The organism is Nocardia sp. MH4, assembly GCF_019266065.1.
Classification (GTDB): Bacteria; Actinomycetota; Actinomycetes; order Mycobacteriales; family Mycobacteriaceae; genus Nocardia; species Nocardia canadensis.
The window spans coordinates 60,177-81,227 of sequence record NZ_LPNR01000103.1 but is presented as its reverse complement, the minus strand read 5'-3'; the positions used below and the strand labels follow the sequence as shown (position 1 = coordinate 81,227).

The window sequence follows — 21,051 nt, the reverse complement described above, 5'->3', positions numbered from 1 at the left end:
AAGACCACATGGGGCGGCTGCGGATCGCATGTCGCCAGCGTGATGAATTCGGTGCCCGCATCGCGCCGGTGCACCTGCGAGACACACGCCGACCGCGCCGGTAACCGCGGAATCTTCGGCCGCATCCTGGGCCGCTGACCACCCGAGCCGGGCGCGCGATGAGCCACCGGGTCGAGTGACAACCGGCGGCACCGCTCGCCCTGACGCCCTCACTGTCGATTCCCCACTCCCCAGGGGCGGATCCCGCCCGAAAATATACCCCCTCCCGTATAAGGAGCCTCGCATTGAGCAGCAACACCACATCCGCCGGTGAACTGTCGCCGACGACATCGAAACCCGAGCACGGATCCGCCCCGCCGGGGATCCCCGGCGGGGCGCTGGCCCGCTGGGGTGCGCGGATGGCCACGCACACGAAGTGGGTCTTCGGTGTGTGGTTGATCGCGCTGGTCGCTCTCGGCGCCGCGGCGCCGGGCGTGTTCAACTCCCTGGCGGGCGCCGGCTGGCAGGCCAACGGCTCGGAGTCGGTGCGCGTCCGCGAGCTGGCACAGCAGCACTTCGGCGGGAATTCCTCCGCCGCGGTGCAGGTGGTCGTGCACTCGGATTCCGTGCCGGTTTCGGATCCGTCGATGCAGCAGGTCCTCGCCGAGGCGATCGCCCTGCTCCAGGGCGACGACCGCTTCGGCGACGTCATCGCCCCCCAGCCCGGGATGACGATCAGCCCGGACGGTCATACCGGCGTCTTGATCGCCGGCTCCGCCGCGAGCACGGACGAGATGGTCAAGGCGGTCGACGACCTCGGGCACAAGCTGACCGCGCTGTCGACGGCGGACATCGAGGTCTACCCCACCGGCGCTTCCGCACTGTGGAGCGAGTTCAACAAGGCCAACCACGACGCCATGATCAAGGCGGAGATGCTCTCCTGGCCGGTGACACTGGCGATCATGGTGCTCGCGTTCGGCTCACTGGTCGCCGCGGGCCTGCCACTGCTGCTGACCCTCGCAGGTCTGGTGGCCTCCGCCGGCGGCCTGGTGCTGCTCAACTCGGCCACCCCGATCTCGGTGTGGGCGATGAATTTCGCCATGATGTTCGCCCTGGCGCTCGGCATCGACTACGCCCTCTTCATCGTCGCGAGGTTCCGCGATGCGCTGCGAAAGGCCACAGATACCCCTGCCGCCGTCGCCGAGACGATGGACACCGCAGGCAAGGCGGTCGTCCTGTCCGGCTTGACCGTGCTGGTGAGCCTGTCCGCCGTGTTGCTCGTCCCCGCACCCGCGGTGCGGACCATGGCCGTGGGCATCATGCTCGCCGTCGCATTCGTGCTCGCCGCGACGCTGACCCTGCTCCCGGCGGCACTGGGCGCACTCGGCCCGAAGATCAACGCTGGATCGCTGCCGTACGCCACCCGCCAGCAGCACCGGTCACCCCGGTTCGAGTCCTGGGGAAATCTGCTGCACAGGCACCCCTGGCCCTTCGCCATCGGCTCCCTCCTGGTGCTGACGGCGTTGGCGCTGCCGGTACTCGGCCTGAAGGTGGCCATGCCCTCGATACAGGTCGTGCCCGCCGACGCTTCGGTGCGCCAGGGATACGAACTGATTCAGGCTCAGATGGGCGAGGGCGCGCCCGGTATGTACCAGATCATCGCCCCCGCAGCCGATGCCGAGGCTACCGCCGCCACCGCCAGGACGACCGAGGGCATCGCCATGGTCACACCGCCGATGCCGAGCGCGGACGGCTCCGATCATGTGATGCTCCAGGCGATCCCGGCCGTCGACCCGTCGGATGCGGAGATGGGCGCGATCCTCGATCGCTTGCGCGCCGATCTGCCGTCGCAGGCGCTGGTCGGCGGCGCCCCGGCGGAGAACCTCGACCTCCAGCAAGCCCTCGACGACTACCTGCCGGTGATCATCGGCGTCATCCTCGTGCTCGGCTTCGCACTGCTGCTGGTCGCGCTCCAGGCTCCGCTCATCGCCATCCTCGGGACCGTGGTGAGCCTGCTCTCGACCGCGGCGGCGTTCGGCGTGGCCAAGCTGATCTTCCAGGACGGCCACGGCGCGAGCCTGCTCGGGTTCACCCCGCAAGGCTTTCTGGACGGCTGGGGGCCGGTGTTCTTCTTCGCGATGATCTTCGCCATCGCGATGGACTACACGGTATTCCTGCTCGCGACCGCCAAGGAGCACTATGAGGAATCCGGTGATCCGCACGTCGCGCATGTCATGGGTCTGGCTCATTCGGGCCGCATCATCGCGGCCGCCGCCGCGGTGATGGTCGCGGTGTTCTTCACCTTCGCGCTCGCGGAGCCGCTGCCGCCCAAGGAGATGGGAATCATCCTCGGCGTCGCCGTGCTGCTGGACGCGGTGTTCATCCGCCTGATCCTGCTGCCGGTGCTGCTGCGCTTGACCGGCCACGCCGCCTGGTGGTCACCGGCCTGGCTGCGGCGCGCCTTACCGAAGGTCAGCTTCTCGCACGGCTGACGCGAACGGGGTATGTGTGGTGCGGGTTACCCCACCACACATACCCCCTAGGGTATACTTGAGGTCCGTCCCAGAAAGGATTCGCCATGGTCGGAAATGACGAGAGTATCGCGCTGGTACTCAACCGCCTGCGCCGCGCGCACGGGCAGCTCGCCGGGGTGATCTCGATGATCGAGAACGGGCGCGACTGCAAAGACGTGGTCACTCAGCTCGCAGCTGTGTCCCGCGCATTGGACAAGGCGGGGTTCAAGATCGTGGCCAGCGGACTACGCGAATGCCTGGCCGGTGACGCCGCGGACGGCAAGGAACCCATGAGTGAAGCAGAGCTGGAAAAGCTCTTCCTCGCCCTCGCCTGACGACAAGGAAGGTGAACCCGGTGGGAAACCTACCCCGACATCAGGGCTGGACTGTCGAACGAGTTGTGCCACTCATGGCCGGAGCGATCGTGCTGGTGAGTGTGGCCTCGGCCCTCGTCTTCACGCCCTGGTGGCTGCTGCTCACGACCTTCGTCGGCGTCAATCTCGTCTTCTACGCCGCCGTCGGCTGGTGCCCCGCCAGTCTGATCATGGAGAAGGTCGGACTCGAACGCGCCGGCTGCCGAGTCCGACCTACCGGCCACTAGCCCAGTGCAGAACCCGGACCAACCAGAACGGAGACCATCGATGAACCTCGCGCTGTCCACCACGTTGACGACATCGTTCGCCGAAGCGGTCACCCGCACCCGAGCGGCGTTGCAGGAACAAGGGTTCGGTGTACTCACCGAGATCGACATGCAGGCCACCTTGAAGGCCAAACTCGACGCGGACATGGAGCGCTATCTGATCCTCGGCGCCTGTAACCCGCCACTCGCGCACCGCGCAGTGGAGGCGAACCGGCAGATCGGACTGCTGCTGCCCTGCAATGTGGTCGTCCGGGAGGACGCGGCCGTGCCGGGCACCGTTGTGGTCGAGGCGATGAATCCGCAGCTGCTCGTCCAGGTCACCGACCAACCCGCCCTCGCGCCGATCGCCGACGAGGCGGGCCGCCGCCTGCAGGCCGCGATCGACGCACTGACCACCGGCGATCGAGCGCAGTAGCGCGAGCGTCCGACGAGGACATCACGACACCCGCGTCCAGAAGGAGACATCGTTGACGATCCTCGTCTCCGTGCTGCTGGGTGCTGTCATCGGCATCCTGCTCGGCCTCCTCGGCGGCGGCGGGTCGATTCTCGCCGTGCCAGGGCTCGTCTACGGACTGGGGATTCCGCTCGGCCAGGCGGTGCCGATGTCGCTGCTCGTCGTCGGCGTTTCCGCACTGGTCGGCGCCATCCCCAAGATCCGGTCGGGTCTCGTGCAGTGGCGAGTCGCGGGCGTGTTCGCCGTGACCGGACTTCCTGCCGCGTTCGCGGGAAGCGCCGTGAACCGCTACCTTCCCCCTTCGCTGACCCTCGCCGGATTCGCCGTGGTCATGATCGCCGCTGGAACCCGGATGCTCGCGAGTGACGACAGCATCGGTACCGCGTGCCGGGTCGACGGATCGACCATCAATTGGCGCCGCTGCGCCTCCCGTGCCGTGCCCGTCGGACTCGGCGTCGGCTTTCTGACCGGACTGTTCGGGGTCGGCGGCGGCTTCCTCATCGTCCCTGCCCTCGTCCTCCTGCTCGGCATCGAGATGTCGGTCGCGATCGGCACATCCCTGGTGATCGTCACCGCCAATTCGGCCTCCGGGCTGCTCGCCTACCTCGGTGATCTCAGCCTCGACTGGCGCGTCGCCGCGGCGTTCACCGCGACCGCCATCGGCGGATCGCTCGTCGCGGGCCGGTATGGACAGCGGGTCGACGTCGCACGGCTCCAGCGGTGGTTCGCCTTCCTGATCTTCACCGTGGCGGCCTTCGTCATCATCGAAGTGCTCTTCCTCCGTTAGCGGCCGCACCGAACCGGTCGTCGGGCCGTCAGCGGTTCGCGATGTCGGGTGCGGCGAGGTTGGCCCGCCGTTCGTCCGACCCGCCCGATCGCCGGGCGGGTTCGGCAGAGGCGCGCTCGCTGGGTCGCTCCGGCCGACGTGACCGAGGGCATTTGGTCCTCACCAGACAGGCGTAATGGCCGTCCCGGAGAAGGGCCCGTCCCGAGCACACTGGCCGCTATGACCTATGGACCAGCCCCCGCGGTCCCCAGCCGGTGGACTATCCGGGCAGGGATTCAGCTGGCGTGCCGCGTCCCGTCGATCCACAACACCCAGCCGTGGCGATGGGACTTCGACAGTTCGCGACTGTCACTGCGCCGCGACCCCGACAGGTCCGGCTATTTCGATCGAGTGCGCCGCTTCCGGGTTGCCGACCTGCGCGCTGACCCAGATCACCGAACTCGTCGCGGGTCGACGACTGCTCAGCAGCCTCATCGGCCATCCCCGGTCCCCAGGTCGCCCTGCGCATCGGTCCGGCACCTGACGACCGGCGACCACCACCCACACCCCGTCGACCTCTCTCCGACGTGCTCGGTGGGAGTAAGTAGCTCACCAGGAGGCACAATCATGTCCACCTTCGAACAACGCAAGACTCGACGCGCGCTACGCGCGGGCCTCGTCGGCACTGCCGGATTCGTGGCGCTGTGGGCCTTCGTGGGCGCCCTCGGTCTCGTCGGCGGTGGCGTCGACCTCGGCGACGAGATCACCGCCCGCCTCCCGTTCAGCAGTCAGATCCTCGCCGGACTGCTCCTGGCCACGATCGTCGGAGTGCCGATGGCGGCTACCGCGGCCCTCGGGGTGCGCGCCGACCCCAGGACGGCGATCGTCGGGTCGTACAGCGGCCTTCTGCTGGTCGGCTGGGTCACGCTGCAGCCGTTCATCATCGGCCGGTTCAACTGGCTGCAGCCAGTATTCGGGCTGCTCGGCGTCGCCGTGTGCCTGCTCGCCTACCGGCTGCGTCGGCCGAGCGCGCGCGCCGGCTTCTCCCCGCCCCTCCCGTACGGATCGTCGCCGGCATGACGGGCCACAGGCGTCGCTGCTCGAACTGGGGTGCCCTGGCTCATCCCGACGGTGCCGCCGATACCGAGGTGTCCCGGTGAAGACATCGCGGCGGGACAGGCCGGTCATGGCCGGCGTCGACAACTCCCAGCTCGCCCTGGCAGCAGTTCGATGGGCTGCCGAGGAAGCGAGTCTGCAGCACGTGCCGTTACACCTGGTGCACGCCATCGGGACAGGATGGGACCTGGGCTCTCGGCTGGGCGAAGTGGGCCTGCACCACCAGTCATACCTGGACGAGGGCATCGCCGCGCTGGCCGCCGCCGAGCGCGAGGCACGGCGAGTCGCCGGAGCGAACACCATCGAAATCTCGACCGAGCTCGCGTGGCCTGCCCCCGTGCGGGCACTCAGCAAGAGGTCGCGCTCGGCGCGGCTGCTCGTGCTCGGGACTCGCGGAATGGATGCCTTCGACCGGGCGGTTCTCGGCTCGGCCAGCGCCGCGCTCGTCCGGCGCTCGATGTGTCCGGTGGTCGTCGTTCCCGCCGCCCCGGCGCCCGAGCGCTCCCGTTCCATCCTGGTCGGCATCGATGGGTCCGCGGCCAGTGCGCACGCGGTGGAGGTCGCGTTCGCACAGGCCACGGCGCGCGGCGTCGACGTGGTCGCCTTGCTGGCGTGGACCCGAACCGGCGACGACCCGGCAGCGCTGGACGAGGCTCAGCAGGCGCAAGCCACGTTGTCGGCGTGTCTCGCCGGATACGCCCAGGAGTTTCCGCACGTCAGGGTGCGGCGGATCCTCGCCGAGGGCGATCCCGCCCAGCGGCTCCTCGACGCGGCCGAAGACGCGCAGTTGATCGTCGTCGGCAGCCGGGGCCGCGGCGGGATCGCCGGGTTCACCCTCGGATCAGTGAGCCGTACGGTACTCGACAATGCGCCGGTACCCGTTATCGTTGCGCGCCCACGATCGGGCGATCACCATCGATCGCACGGCGCGCGACCGCACCGTAGGCTGCAACTGTCACAGGAAACGAAAGGTCCGCACCCATGGTCAAGGTCTTTTTGGTCGACGATCACGAAATCGTTCGACACGGCGTAGCCGATCTCATCGACCTGGAGCCCGACCTCGAGGTCATCGGCGAGGCCGGCACCTGCTCGCAGGCGCTGGCTCGCATCCCCGCGCTGTGTCCGGACGTCGCCGTGCTCGATGTCCTGCTCCCGGACGGCAACGGCATCGAGCTCTGCCGTGAACTGCTCTCGGCGAACCCCGCGCTGCGGTGCCTGATCCTCACCTCGTTCACCGACGAACAAGCCATGCTCAACGCCATTCTGGCCGGCGCCAGCGGCTATGTCATCAAAGACATCAAGAGCCTCGAGCTGATCACCGCCATCCGCGACGTCAGTGCTGGCAAGTCCCTGCTGGACAATCGCGCCGCGGCCGCTCTCATGACCAAGCTGCGCACCGAGGCGGCGGGGAAGACAGGCCCCTTGGCCACCCTCACCGAACAGGAACGCACCCTGCTCGCCCTGCTCGGCGAGGGCTTGACCAATCGGCAGATCGCCGCGCGCATGTACCTGGCGGAGAAGACCGTCAAGAACTACGTCTCCCGACTGCTGACCAAGCTCGGGGTCGAACGCCGCACTCAAGCAGCTGTCATGGCATCGAAACTCGACGAGTAGGGACGATATGTCGCCCTGCGCCGGGCACACGCGACAATGGCTCGCCGTGAAACAATGTCGCCCGTGAGCGAATACGGTCTGGACTCTACGAACGGCCCGCAGGTAGGGGTCACCGAGACGCTGTCGCAATTGCGGCTGCGGGAGTTGCTCGGCCAGGTCCAGGACCGTATCGCGCAGATCATCGACGTGCGCGACAACATGGACCGGCTGATCGAGGCGATGCTCGTCGTCACGGCGGGACTCGATCTCGACGACACGCTGCGCTCGATCGTGCACACCGCCATCGAACTGGTCGACGCCCAGTACGGCGCCCTCGGTGTCCGCGAGACCGACAAGACCAGCAACCAACTCGCGGAGTTCGTCTACGAAGGTATCGACGACCGGACCAGAGTCCTCATCGGTGACCTGCCCCGCGGTCACGGTGTGCTGGGACTCCTCATCCAGGAGCCGACGCCGATCCGGTTGACCAGGTTGTCCGATCATCCTTCCTCCGTCGGCTTTCCCCCACACCACCCGCCGATGAACACATTCCTCGGTGTGCCCGTCAAGGTCCGGGACGAGATCTTCGGGAATCTCTACCTCACCGAGAAGGCCGGCGGTCAGGAATTCACCGACGACGACGAGGTGGTCGTGCAGGCACTGGCCGCCGCGGCGGGCATCGCCATCGCCAATGCCCGCCTGTACGAGGAATCCCGCGTCCGCCAGCAATGGCTCGAAGCGACCAGGGACGTCACGACCGAACTACTCGCCGGCGGCGAGCCGAAGGAAGTCCTCGACCTGGTCACCCAGCGGGCCCTCACCCTCACACAATCCGCGTGCACATTCGTCGCGCTGCCCGAGGATCCCGACGTGCCACCCGAGGAAGTGTCCGAATTGGTGGTGATCGCCGCGGCGGGGGTCGACGCCGAAGCGATCATCGACCAGCGTCTCGCCGTCGACGATTCCCAGTCCGGTGCCGCGTACCGCTCCGATGAGATTGTCGTCTCCGACAAACTCCCCTACAACTTGTTCTCCCCGGCCAGGACCCGCTTCGGGCCCGCCGTGGTGGTCCCGTTGCGGGTGGGTTCCTCGGTGATCGGCGTCCTCACGACCATCCGCCCCGCCGACTCCCCGGCCCTGGACGAGACCACCACGGCCATGCTCGCCGCCTTCGCCGATCAAGCCGCCCTGGTCCTCCAGCTGTCCGATACCCAGCGACGTATGCGCGAACTCGACGTGGTGTCCGACCGCGACCGGATCGCACGAGGCCTGCACGATCACGTCATCCAGCGGCTGTTCGCCGTCGGACTGTCCCTGCAGGGCACGATGCAGCGAGCGCGGACTCCGGAGGTCAAGTCGCGGCTGATGGAGACCATCGACGATGTGCAATCCATCGTCCAGGACATCCGACACTCGATCTTCGACCTGCAGAGCAACAACACCGCCGATTCCTCGAAGTACCGCAAGCATCTGCACGGCATCATCGTCGACACCACCGCCGACACCGGGCTGCGTACCACCGTCCGGCTCGCCGGGCCCGTCACCGTGTTGGCCCCGCCGCTGTCCGACGATGTCGAAGCGGTCCTGCGCGAAGCGGTGAGCAACGTGGTCCGCCACGCCCAGGCCAGTCTGGTCGCGGTCGAACTCCGCGTTGGCGACGAGGTATCGATCGAAGTCGCCGACGACGGTGTCGGCGTTCCCGACGACATCTCGCGCCGCAGTGGATTGGCAAATCTCGCCGTCCGGGCCGAGCGGGCGGGCGGGTCCTTTCACCTCGACAACCGCCCCGAAGGTGGAACCGTCCTGCGCTGGACAGTTCCGCTTCCCTGATCACCCGGCCCAAGGGCCGGTTGGTCCTCATTCCGAGGCCGGAGGTCTCTACCCCGGGTGCGCCGCGAGGCGGACGCTTCATGCATCACCAAGACGCGTGTGCGCCGCCGGTACCGGGAGAAAAACCATGACCACACCGACCATCGACGATTCGCGCACCCCAACCACGGTGCCGACCCGCATCTTCCCGAACCTGAGCGGGATGCCACCGCGCGACCTGTCCAGGTCGCGGCCGACGGAGCGCGCGACCGCCTCGTCCGGGTGGTCCGCCGGACCCTGATTCCCGGCTCGGCCCACCTAGCCTCAGCAAGCCGTGGTGGGGCAGGCCGAGCCCACGCCGAACCCTCCGTACGTCTTCCGGTTACCCGGCTCACAAAATTGGTATCTCGAATACGAATTATTGTAGGTTCGGGCCATGCAGCTCACCCGCTTCACCGACCTCGGACTTCGCGTCGTCATGCGGCTCGCGGTGACCTCGGACGATCGGCCGGGCAGCCGCGAGGTCGCCGACGAACTGGCGGTGTCCTACGCCCACGTGGCGAAAGTGATCACCCGGTTGGCCGAACTCGGAATCGTGGACGCCCGGCGCGGACGGCGCGGCGGTCTCGCCATCACCGAGCTCGGCCGCACCGCTTCGGTCGGCTGGCTGGTGCGGCGGCTCGAAGGCGAGAGCGAAGTCGTCGAATGCGACGGAGCCACCCCGTGCCCGCTGCGGGCGAACTGTCTCCTGCGGTCGGCCCTGCGCACCGCACAAGAGTCCTTCTTCGCCTCCCTCGACGCCCTCACGATCGAGGACCTCACCCGAACCCCCACCCGCACAGTTCTTCTCGCCCTCCCCCGCGTGGGCGACACCCACTTAGACACCGCCACAACGAACGGAGAATGACATGCTCTCGGCCCCCGCGAAAGAGATCATCCGCGCCACCCTGCCCGCAGTCGGCGCCGCCATCGGCGATATCACCGCCCTGTTCTACCGCAGGATGTTCGCCGCGCACCCCGAACTCGAACGCGACCTGTTCAACCGCGGCAACCAGCGGCAGGGCGACCAGCAGAAGGCGCTCGCCGGCGCCATCGCCGCCTTCGCCGCGCTGCAACTCGAACCGGATCAGGACCGGGTGGACCTCATCCTCTCGCGGATCGCGAACAAGCACGCCTCCTTGGGAATCCGGCCCGAGCAGTACCGGATCGTGCACAAGCATCTCTTCGATGCCATCGCCGAGGTACTCGGTGACGCCGTCACCGCCGAGGTCGCGACGGCCTGGGACGAGCTGTACTGGCTGATGGCCGACACGCTCATCGCGATGGAAGCCGGACTGTACCGGGCAGCGGGCGTCGCCGACGGTCACGTCTGGCGGCAGACGCGGGTGCGCGAGCGCCGCCAGGAGTCGACCGACGCCGTCTCCTTCGTGCTCACCTCGCTCGACGGCGCGCCGCTGCCGTCCTTCGCACCGGGCCAATACCTGTCGGTGGGTGTCCGCCTCGAAGACGGCGCCCGCCAGATCCGTCAGTACAGCCTGTCCTCGGCGCCCTCCGCCGGAGACTGGCGCATCACCGTCAAGCGCGTCGACCCGCACACGCTGCCCGACGGGTCGATCGCCCCCGCCGGCGAGGTCTCGAACTTCCTGTACCGCAACGTCTTCGAGGGTGACATCCTCGACGTGACCACCCCCTTCGGAGATCTGGTACTCGCGGACGACGACGCGCCGCTGCTGCTGATCTCCGCGGGCATCGGCTGCACCCCGATGATGGGCATGCTCGGTCACCTCGCCGACACCGCCGACCCCCGCCCCGTCTCGGTGGTCCACGCCGACCGCGCGCCCAGCAGCCACGCCCACCGCGCCGAGCTGGCCGAACTCGTCGACCGGCTGCCCCTCGCGGTCATGCACCGCTGGTATGAAGATCTCGGCGCCCGCCGACCCGAAGACGGGCTCCGGGAGGGCCGCGCCGACCTCGGCGAGATCGCCATCGCCGACGGCACCCGCGCCTACCTGTGCGGACCGCTGCCCTTCATGCTCAGCGTGCGCGAGGCGCTCCTGGACAAGGGCGTGGCGGCTGAGAACATCCACTACGAGGTCTTCGGACCGGATCGCTGGGCGCCGGCCCCCGCGTAGATGTCGCACATCGACGAGGTGGGGACACCGAGGTGGAGCGACACCGACGCCAGGCGCCTCAGCGAACCGTTTCGGTCAGCTCGCCTGTTTCCAGCAGGGTCTTGAGGTCGGCAAGGACACGCGGCCAGCCCTGGCTGATGCTCTCCAGTACCGCGCTGCCCGGCAGGAATCCGTCGTGGACCACGGTGAGTTTCACGAGGCCACCCGTGTCCTCGAGGTCGAAGGCCACCCTGGAGCGCGGTTCGGATGTCCCGCCGTGGCAGGTCGTGGTGCGATGCCAGGTATAGACAAGGCGGCGGTACGGATCGGCTTCCAGGACAACCTGTTCGGGGTCGTCGGCGACGGTGCCGTCGCCAGCCGTCACGACGATGGTCGAGCCGGGCCGCCAGTCCGACTCGAAGGTATAGCCGGCCCAGTACCTGCGGGTGAAGGCCGGTTCGGTGAGGGCCTGCCAGAGCAGTTCCGGGGTGGTGCGGATGTAGGTGGTGTAGACGAATTCGTGGGTGCCGGTCGCGTCCATGTGGGTCCGTTCCAAGGCATGTTTCAGATCCGAGAGGGCCTCGACGCGGGCCCGGTCGTACTGATTGATCCAGCGTTGCGCGATCTCGTTGATCGGCGCCAGGTTGAGGTAGTGAACCTTCTCGCGGCCCCGCCGGACGGGGGTGACCAGGTTCGCCCGCTCCAGGATCGCGAGGTGCTTGCTCACCGACTGCCGGGCCATGTCCAGGCCGGCGCACAGTTCACGCAGCGTCTGCCCGTTGTGAGCGTTGAGGTCGTCCAAGAGCCGGCGGCGGGTCGGATCGGCCAGCGCCCGGAAGACGTCGTCCACCGTCGGTCAGTTCCAGCTGCTGGCGGGGGGCATCGCCGCGACGGGCTGCCAGCCGCCGTTCTCCAGCCCGTTCTTCAGACTGAACAGGAACTGCCCCCAGCGAGTGGAACAGTGGTGCATGAACTCCACCGGCTCACGCCAGTTCGCATGGGTGAACTTCACGACCGTCTCCTCCGCCACCGGTCCGGGATAGATGTCGAAGGTGATCGTAGTGCCGACCCACTCGCCCGGCCCATCCATACATTCCCACTTCACGCGCCGCCCTGGGACGAGCTCGACCACCCGCACAGCGAGGATCGGCTCGTCGCCGTCGCCGAACTCGAGCGCGTGCTCGGGGTCGCCGCTGGCGGACATCCACCACTTCGACACTCCGCTTGGCGTGCTGACGGTGTCGTAGACCTTCTGCTGTGGGGCGAAAACCCCCACACGGTGCCGGATATCGGCCATGGCGAGCCTCCTCTGCAATAGGCAGCCGATCAGCTGCCCATACAATTTAGGCAGCCAATCGGATGCATGTCAACGGCATCGCAGGCCTGCCGGGTATCGATCATGGGGGCAGGGACGCTGAGCCAGCGGCTGGACGGAAGGCTCGGAGAACCATCTGTGCAGCGGTTCGATCGGTGTGGTCGGCGCCGACGCTTCATCCCACGTCCGGCAGCGGGGTCCTCGTCCGCATCGCGTGTCCCCACCCTCTTCCACTCGGAGGTCAGCTCAGGCGGCGGTCGAACACCTGGCTACTCACACCCGCGGTCGGCTCCACGGTGATCACGCGAAGATTCACGGCGTCGACACTCAGGTCCATGACCATGAATCCCAGCTCGTGCTGGGTTTCGAAGAGGGCCGGGTGCGCCGACTCCGAGTGGGTGGCGGAGAGCCCGGTCGCGGTCTTGCTCGCCGCGCCCGAGATGATCTGTCGGGTGCCTTTGGTCGCGGCGGTCGGTTCGAGGACCTGGAGGGTGTGGTCGTGACCGGAGAGCAGGAAGGAGACCTTGCCCAGCACATGGTCTTCGAGGAACCGTTTGACGTGCACACCGTTGATCGGTTCGATCGCCAGCCCTTCGTAGCGGCCCGCGTCCCCGTGTGGTCCGTTGCTGAGATACGGCTGGTGGGTGCAGGCGATCTTCCACCGCGCGGTCGACTCGGCCAGCGCGCGGTCGAGCCAGGCGCGCTGCTCGTTCATGTAGGGACCGTCCACCGACCAGTACGGTTCCAGCAATGGTGGCAGGTAGGCCGCGAGCGGGTTGACATCGAGGATGAACAACTCCAGCACGGGGTTCTGTTCGGGCACGCACACCGAGTAGTAGCGGCTCGGCATCCACCAGCGTGCGGATTTGGCGTGATACTCGACTTCGTGGTTGCCGCGGGTCAGCCAGCCGCCGTCGCCGGGGAACACCCCGGAGGTGTCGTGGTTGCCGAGCACCATGGCCCACGGAAAGTCCAGGCCCGCATTGGGATCCTCGAATTTCGTGGTGAATTGGACGTCGTCGGGGGCGTGCGGGCCGGATTCGTAGATGTTGTCGCCGAGGCCGACTGCCATGGTGAACGGCTCGCGGGCGTGAAACTGCCGCGCCGCGTCCGCGACCGCCCATTGGGTGCGGGTACCGGTGCCTGCGTCGCCGGTGATCAGAAGACGCGCGGTATCGACAGCTCGCGGCGCGAACTTCGGCACTTCGGCGGCGACGGCCGCCGCGGGTGTCAGGCCGGCAAGGGTGATCCCTGCGACGGCGCCGGACAGAACGTCGCGGCGGCTGATGCCGGACCGGGTTGAATGCGTCATGGAGGTGGGTGTTTCCTGTCCGGGATCGGGTGCGACTTCAGCGCACTGAACGAATCGGCGCCACGGCCAGCGCGCCGAGTACCGACAGCACGGCACCGACGACGAAGAGGGCGGTATAGCCGCCCAGGCTGACGACGGCGGAAGCGACGAAGGGACCGAGGATCTGGGGCCCCGCGTTGGCGATATTGAGCACGCCCATATCGCGGGCGGCATCCTCGGCCTTCGGGAGCACCATGGTGACCAGGGCGGTGTCGACAGCCATGAAGCAGCCGAACGCCAGACCATTGACCGCGGCGAAGGCCATCATGCCGGGCCAGGTCGGGCTGATCACCGGGATCATCTGGGCCGCGGCCGCCAGCGCCGCGGAGAGCGCGACGAAGAGCTTTCGGCGGTTCAGCCGATCGGAGAGCACTCCGCCCACCACGGTCGAGAAGGCCATGGTGACAGCGGAGATGGTCGCGAGGACGGCCACACCATCGGCCGGATCCAGCCCCTCGGGCAGCCGGGTGTGGTCCTGGAGAATGTAGAGCTTGTAGCCCACGACCGCGAAGTAGCCCAGCACCAGCAGCGCTCGTCCGATGAACGCCCATCGAAAGTCGTGCTCGCGCAGCACATTCAGGAAGACAGTCACCTGTTCTCGCCATGGCACGGACGCTGTGACCTGCCTCCGCTGTTCGCGGGCGCCGGAGGTGAACAGCACCGCCGCCACCGCGACCAGCGTACCGAGCACAAGATATCCGGTGCGGAAATGCTCGGCGAACACCGAGGCGATCAGCACGCCCGAGACCGATCCGACGGGCAACCCGAGACCAACCGCGGCCGAGGCGATCCCGCGCCTTTCCACCGGCACCCGGTCGGGCACCACCGAAGTCAGCGCGGCCTGATAGACGTTCATGACCGCCTGCCCGAGGCACCAGGCGATGGCGACCAGAAGCACCGTGTTCACACTGCCCAGCAGGGCCATCGCCGCGATCGCCGCGAGCCCGGCCCCCAGGATCCAGGGATTGCGGCGGCCGGAGCGATCCGACAGTGCACCCGCGACCGGATTGAACACCGTCGCGAAGATCGCTGCCACGCCTGCGACCAGCCCGAGGTTGGCGACCTTGTCGGCGGGATCGATTCGTTCGATCTGCAAGGGCAGCAGCACCCCGGCGACACCGGTGTACAGCGCGTACATGGCGGTGTTGGCGGTGAACAGCAGTGACAACAGGCGCCGGTCGGAAGGGACTGCGGCAGAGGTATTCTCGCCGACGCTGTGGTCGGTCTCAGGAAAGGTCACGTGGTTCCAGAATTCTCGGAAAGGTCGAGCCGGCGCTTATGCGGATCGGCGGCAGTGGTAACCGTTCTCGGTCCGATCGATGCGGGAGAAGAACTCCCACACCAATTCCGAGGCGTTGGGGCCACGAGGGTCGGTGAACTGCGCCGAGCGCGCATCAGGAGAGCCACCGGACCAGAAATGGCCTTCGCCGTGGACGGTCCAGGATTGCAGCACGGGGCACGGCGAGTTCGGGAGCTCCCATGTTCGGACCGTGAAGCGGTGGCCCTGGGCAACCTGCGCGACACCCTCACCGATGTTGGACGGTGTGGCGGGAATCGGTTCCGGAACACCTTGGGCGGCAAGGGTCGTGTTGTTGGTCAGTCGCCACTGCTCGACCGCCTCTTGCCCGCACTCGTAGGGCACGGTCTTGTCGGCGTCGCCGTGGAAGGCGATGACCGGCAGCACCCGGCGATGCTCGCCTTGAGCGGAAAATGCTCGCGCCGCCAGCGCTTCCGGTGCGGCGATCGGCAGGTAGGTGCCGACACATCCCGGCACGCCATGACCGAACGGACCGCCCGAATGCAGGCCGATCGCGGCATACAGGTCCGGGAAAAGACCGCCGAGCATTGCCGTTTGGAATGCGCCCGAGGACATTCCGAGCGCATAGATCCGCCGAGAATCGACGTGGTAGCGGTCGGCGACGAGCCGGGTCATACCCGCGATCGCGGCCGCGTCGCCCGAGGTTCGCGATTCGTTTCCCGGTGCCGCCAGCCCCGACCAGCAGCGCCCTTGGAGTTCGTTGAGCGGGCTGCCGTCGACGTAGAGGACGACGAAACCCGCACGCCGGGCTATCGGGTCGAGCTGACTTGCCTGCTGCTGTTGCTCGGCGGTGGTGTTGCAGCCATGGACCATGACGAGCAGGGCCGGGGCCTCCGGTAGTGCGCCGGGCACGAAGCTGCGGTAGTCGTAGGTCAGCCCGCCCGCGGTGTAGCTGCCGGTGTCGGTGCGGTCTGCGGGCGGTGCCGCTGCGGCGGATTGGCTCAGGCCGAACACGGTGGCCAGTACTGCGGCGATCGCGGATCGGACAATCGTGGAAACGCCTGTCGGGATCACCGGGACGATCCGCTCGAGGAGCCGGTCTTGAGTCCGTTGGCCGATCCGCTCGGCAACCGCAGGTTGGCATCCGGCACCCCGGTTCCCTGCGGATCGAGCACGCCGTCCTGGTTCGCGAACGGGCTTTGTCCGGGCTCGGATTGTCTGGTGCGCAGGTATTTCCATACACCATCGACCAGCGTCGCCGCACCGGCGAGCAGCGTTCCGGCGAGCCCGCCCGCGCCGGCGAACGCGGCGATCGCGGCCGGTGTGGTGGCCAGGCAGGCCGGTCCGACGATCAGACAGGAACCCAGTCCGATCACCGCGCCGACGAGCGCCCCGACCACCGTGCCGACCAGGGTGCCGACGACGGTTCCCCGGGTGAGGTTTCCGGCGAGTTCGTTGAGCGCGAGCTGCTCCTCCATCGGCGAGGCAATGGAGCTGATACCGGCGGTGTCCGGCGTCAACGTCAGCGTGCGCCCGGCATCGGAGATGTGCTGGGTGATGCGGTGCCGTTGGCCCTCGAGCTCGAAAGCCAACGGCAGCACATCGATTCGGGTACCGCCGTCATCGCGGATCTCGATCGTCAGACCGTCGGCGGCGACGGCGAATCCACCGCTGGTCAGGGTGGTGACCACGGCGCCGCCGACCACCGCCGATTCGAACTGTGCTGCCGCGCCCGACTCGGCCGAGGCCGGTGCCGCCGCGATCGCGGCTGCGGCGAGAAGGACTGCCATCGCGCCGGCGGACGATCCCATGCCGATCGTGCGAGATGCCATATCAGCGAACCTCGGGTGCGGTGCTGGGCTTGCCCTGCGCGTACTCGCCGTACTTGCTCGTGCCGGGCGCCGCGTTGAGGGTGGTGAGATATTCGTAGAGCGCGAACGCGGCGGTGGAACCGCCGCCCAGCACGACACCGGCCAGGGCGCCGACGCCACCGACGAGCGTGATGATCGGCAGCGCGGCTACCACGCAACCGATACTCAAAGCCAGGCAGGAGGCGCCGGCGAGGGCGAACCCGGCGCCGATGCCGATGACCGCGCCGATCGCGGTACCGATCAGCGAGCCGACCGAGGTGCCGATACTCACCGAGTTGATGAGGTCGTTCATGGCCAGCTGGTTCTCGATCGGCGACGCGATCGGCTGAGCCGGGTGCGGCAGCAGGGCCGTGGTGTCCGGGACCAGGGTGAGCTGGCGGCCGTCGGCGGAGATGTACGGCCGAATCGGGAGATGCGCACCGTCGACGGTGGCGGCCAGCGGTAGCGATTCGAGATCTCGCGCCGCGGTGTCCCGAATCGTCACCGTTCGCGAATCCGGCGCGAGAGTGAAGGTTCCGTTCTCGAGGGTCGTTATTACGGAACCGCCGACCACGGACGCATGGTAGGTCACCGGTGACGTCGTCTCCGGTGCCGCCGCAGCATTCGAGGCAGTCGAGACGGAGGCGATCGCGGCGATGACGGCTGCCGAAATCGCACTGTACTTACTCATGTCTTCTTCTCATTTCACAAGGCGTGGACGTCAGTCCGGACGGCCCGCTTCGAGGCGGGCGAGGGTGAGCTGGAGCCAGGTGATGTAGGACCGCGCGTACGCGTAACCGTTCTCGTGGGCCAACGTATGGATTTCCCGGGCCCAGTTCGGGTCCAGCTCAGGGATTTGCGGGTCGTAGATTTCCGGGAGCGGCGCGGCGGGCGAGGTGGCGTCGTGCTCGATCCGGTAGGCCAGTTCGGTGCGGACGATGTCGATCGCGATCTCCCGATCCAACTGCCCGGCGAACACGAAGCGCAGGTTGAACTCCGGGTCCATCGGCCGCGGTGACGGCTCGTACGGGGAGCGTGCCCATTCCAGCAGCGCGGCTCGGCCCGCCTCGGTCATGGAGTAAACCTTCGCGTCCGGCCGCCCTTCGCGTGCGTCGATCTCGAAACCCACCAGACCGCGATCGACCAATTGCGCTAGGCGCCGGTAGATCTGAGGCAGTTGGACCCCATAACCGAGGTAGCGGCCGGAGCCTGTCATCCACAGCCGCAGGTCGTAGCCGGTCAGGCGCCGCACCGAGAGCAAGCCGAGGATCACATAGTCGAGCTGCATCGGACTCCTATGTTCCTTAGAATGTATGAACACGATCACATCGACAGACAGTCCGTGTCAAGAACTAAGTTTTGACTGCTCACCAAGTTGACCTACTGGACGTTCTTCATCGCGTCTATGTTCCTACGAACATAGGCACCGGACGTGGGTAGCGTATGCGCGCGGCCGTGATTGCTGTTAGAGTCCGCCGCCATGAGTTGGAATCGCGCCGCGGCGGCCGTGAGCATCGCCGCGGTCTCCGCACTGTTCACCTACGCTCCCGCCGCCGCCGACTTCCCTGTCCCGGCTTTCGATCAGTCGACGCTCGATCTGTGGACCGCACCCGCCGGTCCAGCAGAGTCGGCCACGATCGTGCTCGCCTACAGCTTCGGCAACCGGATTCCGGCGGGCGTGGACCCGGCGCGCGAGGTCGGCGCGCCGGGACCGGTCAACGAGGAGCTCGCCGCGGCGGTCGTCGCCGCCCGCGGTGATCGCGACATCCCGGTGTATGCCCAAACCGAAATCGCCGAGGTGCTCGTGTCCCGCTACCACCTCACCGATGTGGTCTCCATCGATCCGGTACGCGCCACAGACGGCACGCTGGCATATCTGTCGACCGAAGGGGTGGCCGCCAAGGTCGCGGAGCTGCGTGGACCGTCGATGAAGTCGGACGCCGTGGCGGTGGTCGCCTTCGCCGACCATCAGTGGCGCGCCACCCACACCACCATCAAGCAGGGCTTCCACGCGTTCGCCCCGGCGGGGGTGACCATGCCCAGCACCTACGATCCGGAGTCGGGGCAGGCATGGACCCGGAGCGCCTCGGTATACCGGCCCAACGACCTCGTCAGCCGACTCGCCCTGCTGCGCTGATCCGCGTGAACAATCTGCGCATCCCTCGAGTCAGGAGTTGACAGTGCACAAGCCCACTCTGCGGTGGTGTATGGCCGCTGCCGCCGCACTCGCCGCAGCCACCGGGGTTCCCACCGTCGCGCGATCGGACGCAGCGCCCATCCAGATCGAAGAATCCGCTTACCCCACCAGCCAGGGCGAGCAGCCGATGACGGTCTACCGGCCCGCTTCGGACGGCCATGGGGCACGCCACCCCGGTCTGATTCTGGTCCACGGCGGCGCGTGGGTCCGAGGCAACCGCGAACTACTCGACAGCGAGGCGCGGGCGGCAGCACATCGCGGTTTCGTCGTATTCAACATCGACTACCGGCTGGACGCACCGCGCAATCCGCGGCAGTACCACGATGTCGAGGCAGCCATAGAATTCGCGCGTAGCCACGCCGCCGACTACGCACTGGACCCCGAGCGTCTCGGCGGTCTCGGAACCTCGGCCGGTGCCCACCTGCTCATGCAGGCGGTGACAGCCGATAAGGCGCCGTTGGCTGCGGTGGTCGGATGGTCAGGGCCCTATGACCTCACCGGTCGCGCGGGAACGTCGGACGCGATGCTGGCGTCAGTGGCGGCGCTGGTCTTCCTCGGCTGCCTGCCGGCCACTCCCAGTTGCGCCGAGCAAGCGGCCGCGGCATCACCGGCGCTACACACGGCATCATCGAACCCGCCGATGATGCTCTTCAACTCGAGTCACGAGCTGATTCCGCTTACCCAGATGACGAGCTTCGCCGATCGCCTCCGCGCCGACGGCGTCACCGTGCACACCCAGACCATCCCTGGACGCGGCCACGCGGTGGCCTACGCCGACACCGCGATCGGCCCGACACTGGACTTTCTCTCGGAACGTCTCCATTCCTAGAGACCCGAGAAGGCCCAGCGAATACCTGCGGATCACGGCGGCGACAGAAACCCGCTGTTCTGCCGCACATACCGCGTGGTCCTCAATGGTCGAGTGGGCGGGTTCAGGCAGTCAGCAGCAGTGCGGCGGTCGTCAGCATCACGGCCGCGGTGGTGGCGTGGACGCCGTAAGCGGCGGACTTCGGGCCTCTACTGAGCAGCACGATCATCGCGTCCCCGACCGGAATGAGCGCGAGGACGAGAATAAGCCCGCCGAGCAGCGTGGTGGTACCGGCGGCGAGGACGACGAGAATGGCCACCCCGCAGGCCATGTCACGGACACCCTTGACGCGCAGCCAGGCGCGGAAGGCGGTGTCTTGGATCGGCGAGTTCGGAATGCCGAAGCCGGCCGCACCCTGTGGCGCCCAGAAGAAGCTGGTGCCCATGACGAAGACGGCGAGGGCGATGACAGCGGCCAAAGAGTTGCCGACGATCGAAAGCATGATGAATTCCTCTGCACGATAAGTAATTTCGAAATTGGAAAACGAAGACAGGAAGGGACGGTCGCGCCACCCGTCCTCGCGGAGGACAGCGATCAGGCCGCGCGGACGCGGCGGATGTGACGGGCGTAGCGGGGACGGCCGATGACGTGCCAGATGGCGCGGACCGGTGCGGGGAGGCCCCCGAGCAACGTGGCGCGTTCGGTTCGGTCGGCGTCCTCCAGGACCAGTCCGAGGAGCGTGAGCAAGGTGAGCTTGGGTGTGTGGGCCACCATGTGCTCGCCCAGGGCAGCCCACTCCCGCCCCGTGATGTGCACGGCCGCGAGCGGCAACAGCGCCGCCTCTTCATCGTCGAGATGTTCGACCAGGACCGCCCGGTGGTCGACGAGCAGCGCTACGAGGGTGTCGCGTTCATCGGCGCCGGCCGTGGCCTCCCACGCCGGGACCGCAGCGTCCAGTTTGGTCAGACCGATGTCGACGCGCTCGTGCTGGGCGCGCATGCGCAGGATGACTTCCGCTCCCGGGTCGACCCGGGACAGCAGTGGCGGCCACAGCAGTTCGTCCTCGCCCTCGTGGTGGTTCTTCAATCCGAGTCGGTAGTCGCGGAAATGAGCGGCGATGAGCGCGGCCCGCGCGGTGTCACCCGGAGTTACCGCCGCGACGAGGTCGATCAGCATTCGGGATTCGCGACGGAATGCGCGGTGCACGATTTTCATATCCTGGGTGTCGATGCTCATTGTTCTTGTCCTCCAAGTGTTTCGAATGCCTCGAGCCTGCGCTCGGGCGTTTGGA

Annotated in this window: 25 protein-coding genes; 14 read left to right on the top strand and 11 right to left on the bottom strand. The window is 67.5% G+C overall.

The genetic code is table 11. From position 1 onward, the window contains the following. Nucleotides 1-284 precede the first annotated feature (284 nt). The 5 genes from ATM97_RS17230 (at nucleotide 285) to ATM97_RS17210 (ending at nucleotide 4,373) form a co-directional block, all read left to right on the top strand. Nucleotides 285-2,471, top strand: coding sequence for an MMPL family transporter (locus tag ATM97_RS17230; RefSeq protein ID WP_218719043.1), 2,187 nt, complete (start codon nucleotides 285-287; stop codon nucleotides 2,469-2,471). Nucleotides 2,472-2,557: 86 nt separating this feature from the next. Beyond that, entirely contained in the window at nucleotides 2,558-2,827 is a 270-nt protein-coding gene (locus tag ATM97_RS17225) for a metal-sensitive transcriptional regulator (RefSeq protein ID WP_067487809.1), read from the top strand. Nucleotides 2,828-2,838: 11 nt separating this feature from the next. Further along, the gene (locus ATM97_RS17220) at nucleotides 2,839-3,093 is read left to right on the top strand and encodes a DUF2892 domain-containing protein (RefSeq protein WP_308248522.1); all 255 of its coding nucleotides are present in this window, start codon (nucleotides 2,839-2,841) and stop codon (nucleotides 3,091-3,093) included. A gap of 40 nt (nucleotides 3,094-3,133) precedes the next feature. After that, entirely contained in the window at nucleotides 3,134-3,547 is a 414-nt protein-coding gene (locus ATM97_RS17215) for a DUF302 domain-containing protein (protein ID WP_218719041.1), read from the top strand. 52 nt (nucleotides 3,548-3,599) lie between these two features. Next, complete coding sequence (locus ATM97_RS17210; protein ID WP_218719040.1) at nucleotides 3,600-4,373, top strand: sulfite exporter TauE/SafE family protein; 774 nt, start codon at nucleotides 3,600-3,602, stop codon at nucleotides 4,371-4,373. 348 nt (nucleotides 4,374-4,721) lie between these two features. Here ATM97_RS17210 and ATM97_RS34435 read toward each other — a convergent pair whose 3' ends face one another. Continuing rightward, nucleotides 4,722-4,847: a hypothetical protein gene (locus tag ATM97_RS34435; RefSeq protein ID WP_255587935.1), complete on the bottom strand. Its 126-nt coding sequence runs from the start codon at nucleotides 4,845-4,847 to the stop codon at nucleotides 4,722-4,724. A 132-nt stretch (nucleotides 4,848-4,979) separates the two neighbouring features. Here ATM97_RS34435 and ATM97_RS17205 point away from each other — a divergent pair, with 132 nt between their 5' ends. From ATM97_RS17205 to ATM97_RS17175, 7 genes are all read left to right on the top strand, one after another. Next, nucleotides 4,980-5,432, top strand: coding sequence for a hypothetical protein (locus tag ATM97_RS17205; protein ID WP_218719039.1), 453 nt, complete (start codon nucleotides 4,980-4,982; stop codon nucleotides 5,430-5,432). A 106-nt stretch (nucleotides 5,433-5,538) separates the two neighbouring features. Beyond that, nucleotides 5,539-6,501: a universal stress protein gene (locus ATM97_RS17200; RefSeq protein WP_218719038.1), complete on the top strand. Its 963-nt coding sequence runs from the start codon at nucleotides 5,539-5,541 to the stop codon at nucleotides 6,499-6,501. Beyond that, the gene (locus tag ATM97_RS17195) at nucleotides 6,450-7,082 is read left to right on the top strand and encodes a response regulator transcription factor (RefSeq protein ID WP_218719037.1); all 633 of its coding nucleotides are present in this window, start codon (nucleotides 6,450-6,452) and stop codon (nucleotides 7,080-7,082) included. The genes ATM97_RS17200 and ATM97_RS17195 overlap by 52 nt, the downstream gene beginning before the upstream one ends. A 54-nt stretch (nucleotides 7,083-7,136) precedes the next feature. Next, the gene (locus ATM97_RS17190) at nucleotides 7,137-8,891 is read left to right on the top strand and encodes a GAF domain-containing protein (RefSeq protein WP_218719036.1); all 1,755 of its coding nucleotides are present in this window, start codon (nucleotides 7,137-7,139) and stop codon (nucleotides 8,889-8,891) included. 127 nt (nucleotides 8,892-9,018) lie between these two features. After that, nucleotides 9,019-9,171 (top strand): hypothetical protein, encoded by a 153-nt coding sequence (locus tag ATM97_RS17185; RefSeq protein ID WP_218719035.1) that lies wholly within the window; start codon nucleotides 9,019-9,021, stop codon nucleotides 9,169-9,171. A 135-nt stretch (nucleotides 9,172-9,306) separates the two neighbouring features. Continuing rightward, entirely contained in the window at nucleotides 9,307-9,777 is a 471-nt protein-coding gene (locus ATM97_RS17180) for an Rrf2 family transcriptional regulator (RefSeq protein ID WP_218719034.1), read from the top strand. 1 nt (nucleotide 9,778) lies between these two features. Beyond that, nucleotides 9,779-11,002: a globin domain-containing protein gene (locus tag ATM97_RS17175; RefSeq protein WP_218719033.1), complete on the top strand. Its 1,224-nt coding sequence runs from the start codon at nucleotides 9,779-9,781 to the stop codon at nucleotides 11,000-11,002. A gap of 58 nt (nucleotides 11,003-11,060) precedes the next feature. Here the strand turns inward: ATM97_RS17175 and ATM97_RS17170 are convergent, their stop codons facing one another. The 8 genes from ATM97_RS17170 to ATM97_RS17140 all read right to left on the bottom strand — a co-directional run bounded on the left by ATM97_RS17170 (nucleotide 11,061) and on the right by ATM97_RS17140 (nucleotide 18,082). Then, complete coding sequence (locus ATM97_RS17170; protein WP_218719032.1) at nucleotides 11,061-11,831, bottom strand: metalloregulator ArsR/SmtB family transcription factor; 771 nt, start codon at nucleotides 11,829-11,831, stop codon at nucleotides 11,061-11,063. A 6-nt stretch (nucleotides 11,832-11,837) separates the two neighbouring features. Then, a complete protein-coding gene (locus ATM97_RS17165) occupies nucleotides 11,838-12,278 on the bottom strand; it encodes an SRPBCC domain-containing protein (protein WP_218719031.1) in 441 nt (146 codons plus the stop codon). Between the two features lie 259 nt (nucleotides 12,279-12,537). Continuing rightward, nucleotides 12,538-13,608 (bottom strand): metallophosphoesterase, encoded by a 1,071-nt coding sequence (locus ATM97_RS17160; protein ID WP_218719030.1) that lies wholly within the window; start codon nucleotides 13,606-13,608, stop codon nucleotides 12,538-12,540. A 37-nt stretch (nucleotides 13,609-13,645) separates the two neighbouring features. Then, a complete protein-coding gene (locus tag ATM97_RS17155) occupies nucleotides 13,646-14,815 on the bottom strand; it encodes an MFS transporter (RefSeq protein WP_218719029.1) in 1,170 nt (389 codons plus the stop codon). A gap of 108 nt (nucleotides 14,816-14,923) precedes the next feature. Beyond that, nucleotides 14,924-15,817 carry a PHB depolymerase family esterase gene (locus ATM97_RS17150; protein ID WP_308248524.1) on the bottom strand — a complete coding sequence of 298 codons (894 nt, stop codon included), beginning with the start codon at nucleotides 15,815-15,817 and terminating at the stop codon, nucleotides 14,924-14,926. 158 nt (nucleotides 15,818-15,975) lie between these two features. After that, entirely contained in the window at nucleotides 15,976-16,737 is a 762-nt protein-coding gene (locus ATM97_RS34430; protein WP_255587934.1) for a hypothetical protein, read from the bottom strand. 1 nt (nucleotide 16,738) lies between these two features. Beyond that, complete coding sequence (locus ATM97_RS17145) at nucleotides 16,739-17,446, bottom strand: hypothetical protein (RefSeq protein ID WP_218719027.1); 708 nt, start codon at nucleotides 17,444-17,446, stop codon at nucleotides 16,739-16,741. Nucleotides 17,447-17,476: 30 nt separating this feature from the next. Next, a complete protein-coding gene (locus tag ATM97_RS17140; protein ID WP_218719026.1) occupies nucleotides 17,477-18,082 on the bottom strand; it encodes a PadR family transcriptional regulator in 606 nt (201 codons plus the stop codon). Nucleotides 18,083-18,235: 153 nt separating this feature from the next. Between ATM97_RS17140 and ATM97_RS17135 the strand changes: the two genes are divergently transcribed. Beyond that, entirely contained in the window at nucleotides 18,236-18,892 is a 657-nt protein-coding gene (locus ATM97_RS17135; protein ID WP_218719025.1) for a hypothetical protein, read from the top strand. Between the two features lie 43 nt (nucleotides 18,893-18,935). Then, a complete protein-coding gene (locus ATM97_RS17130; protein WP_218719024.1) occupies nucleotides 18,936-19,781 on the top strand; it encodes an alpha/beta hydrolase in 846 nt (281 codons plus the stop codon). Between the two features lie 103 nt (nucleotides 19,782-19,884). Here ATM97_RS17130 and ATM97_RS17125 read toward each other — a convergent pair whose 3' ends face one another. After that, entirely contained in the window at nucleotides 19,885-20,262 is a 378-nt protein-coding gene (locus ATM97_RS17125; RefSeq protein WP_218719023.1) for a DUF4267 domain-containing protein, read from the bottom strand. A 92-nt stretch (nucleotides 20,263-20,354) separates the two neighbouring features. Further along, on the bottom strand, nucleotides 20,355-20,996 hold the full coding sequence (locus ATM97_RS17120) for a hemerythrin domain-containing protein (RefSeq protein ID WP_218719022.1): 642 nt from the start codon (nucleotides 20,994-20,996) through the stop codon (nucleotides 20,355-20,357). Nucleotides 20,997-21,051: the final 55 nt, after the last annotated feature.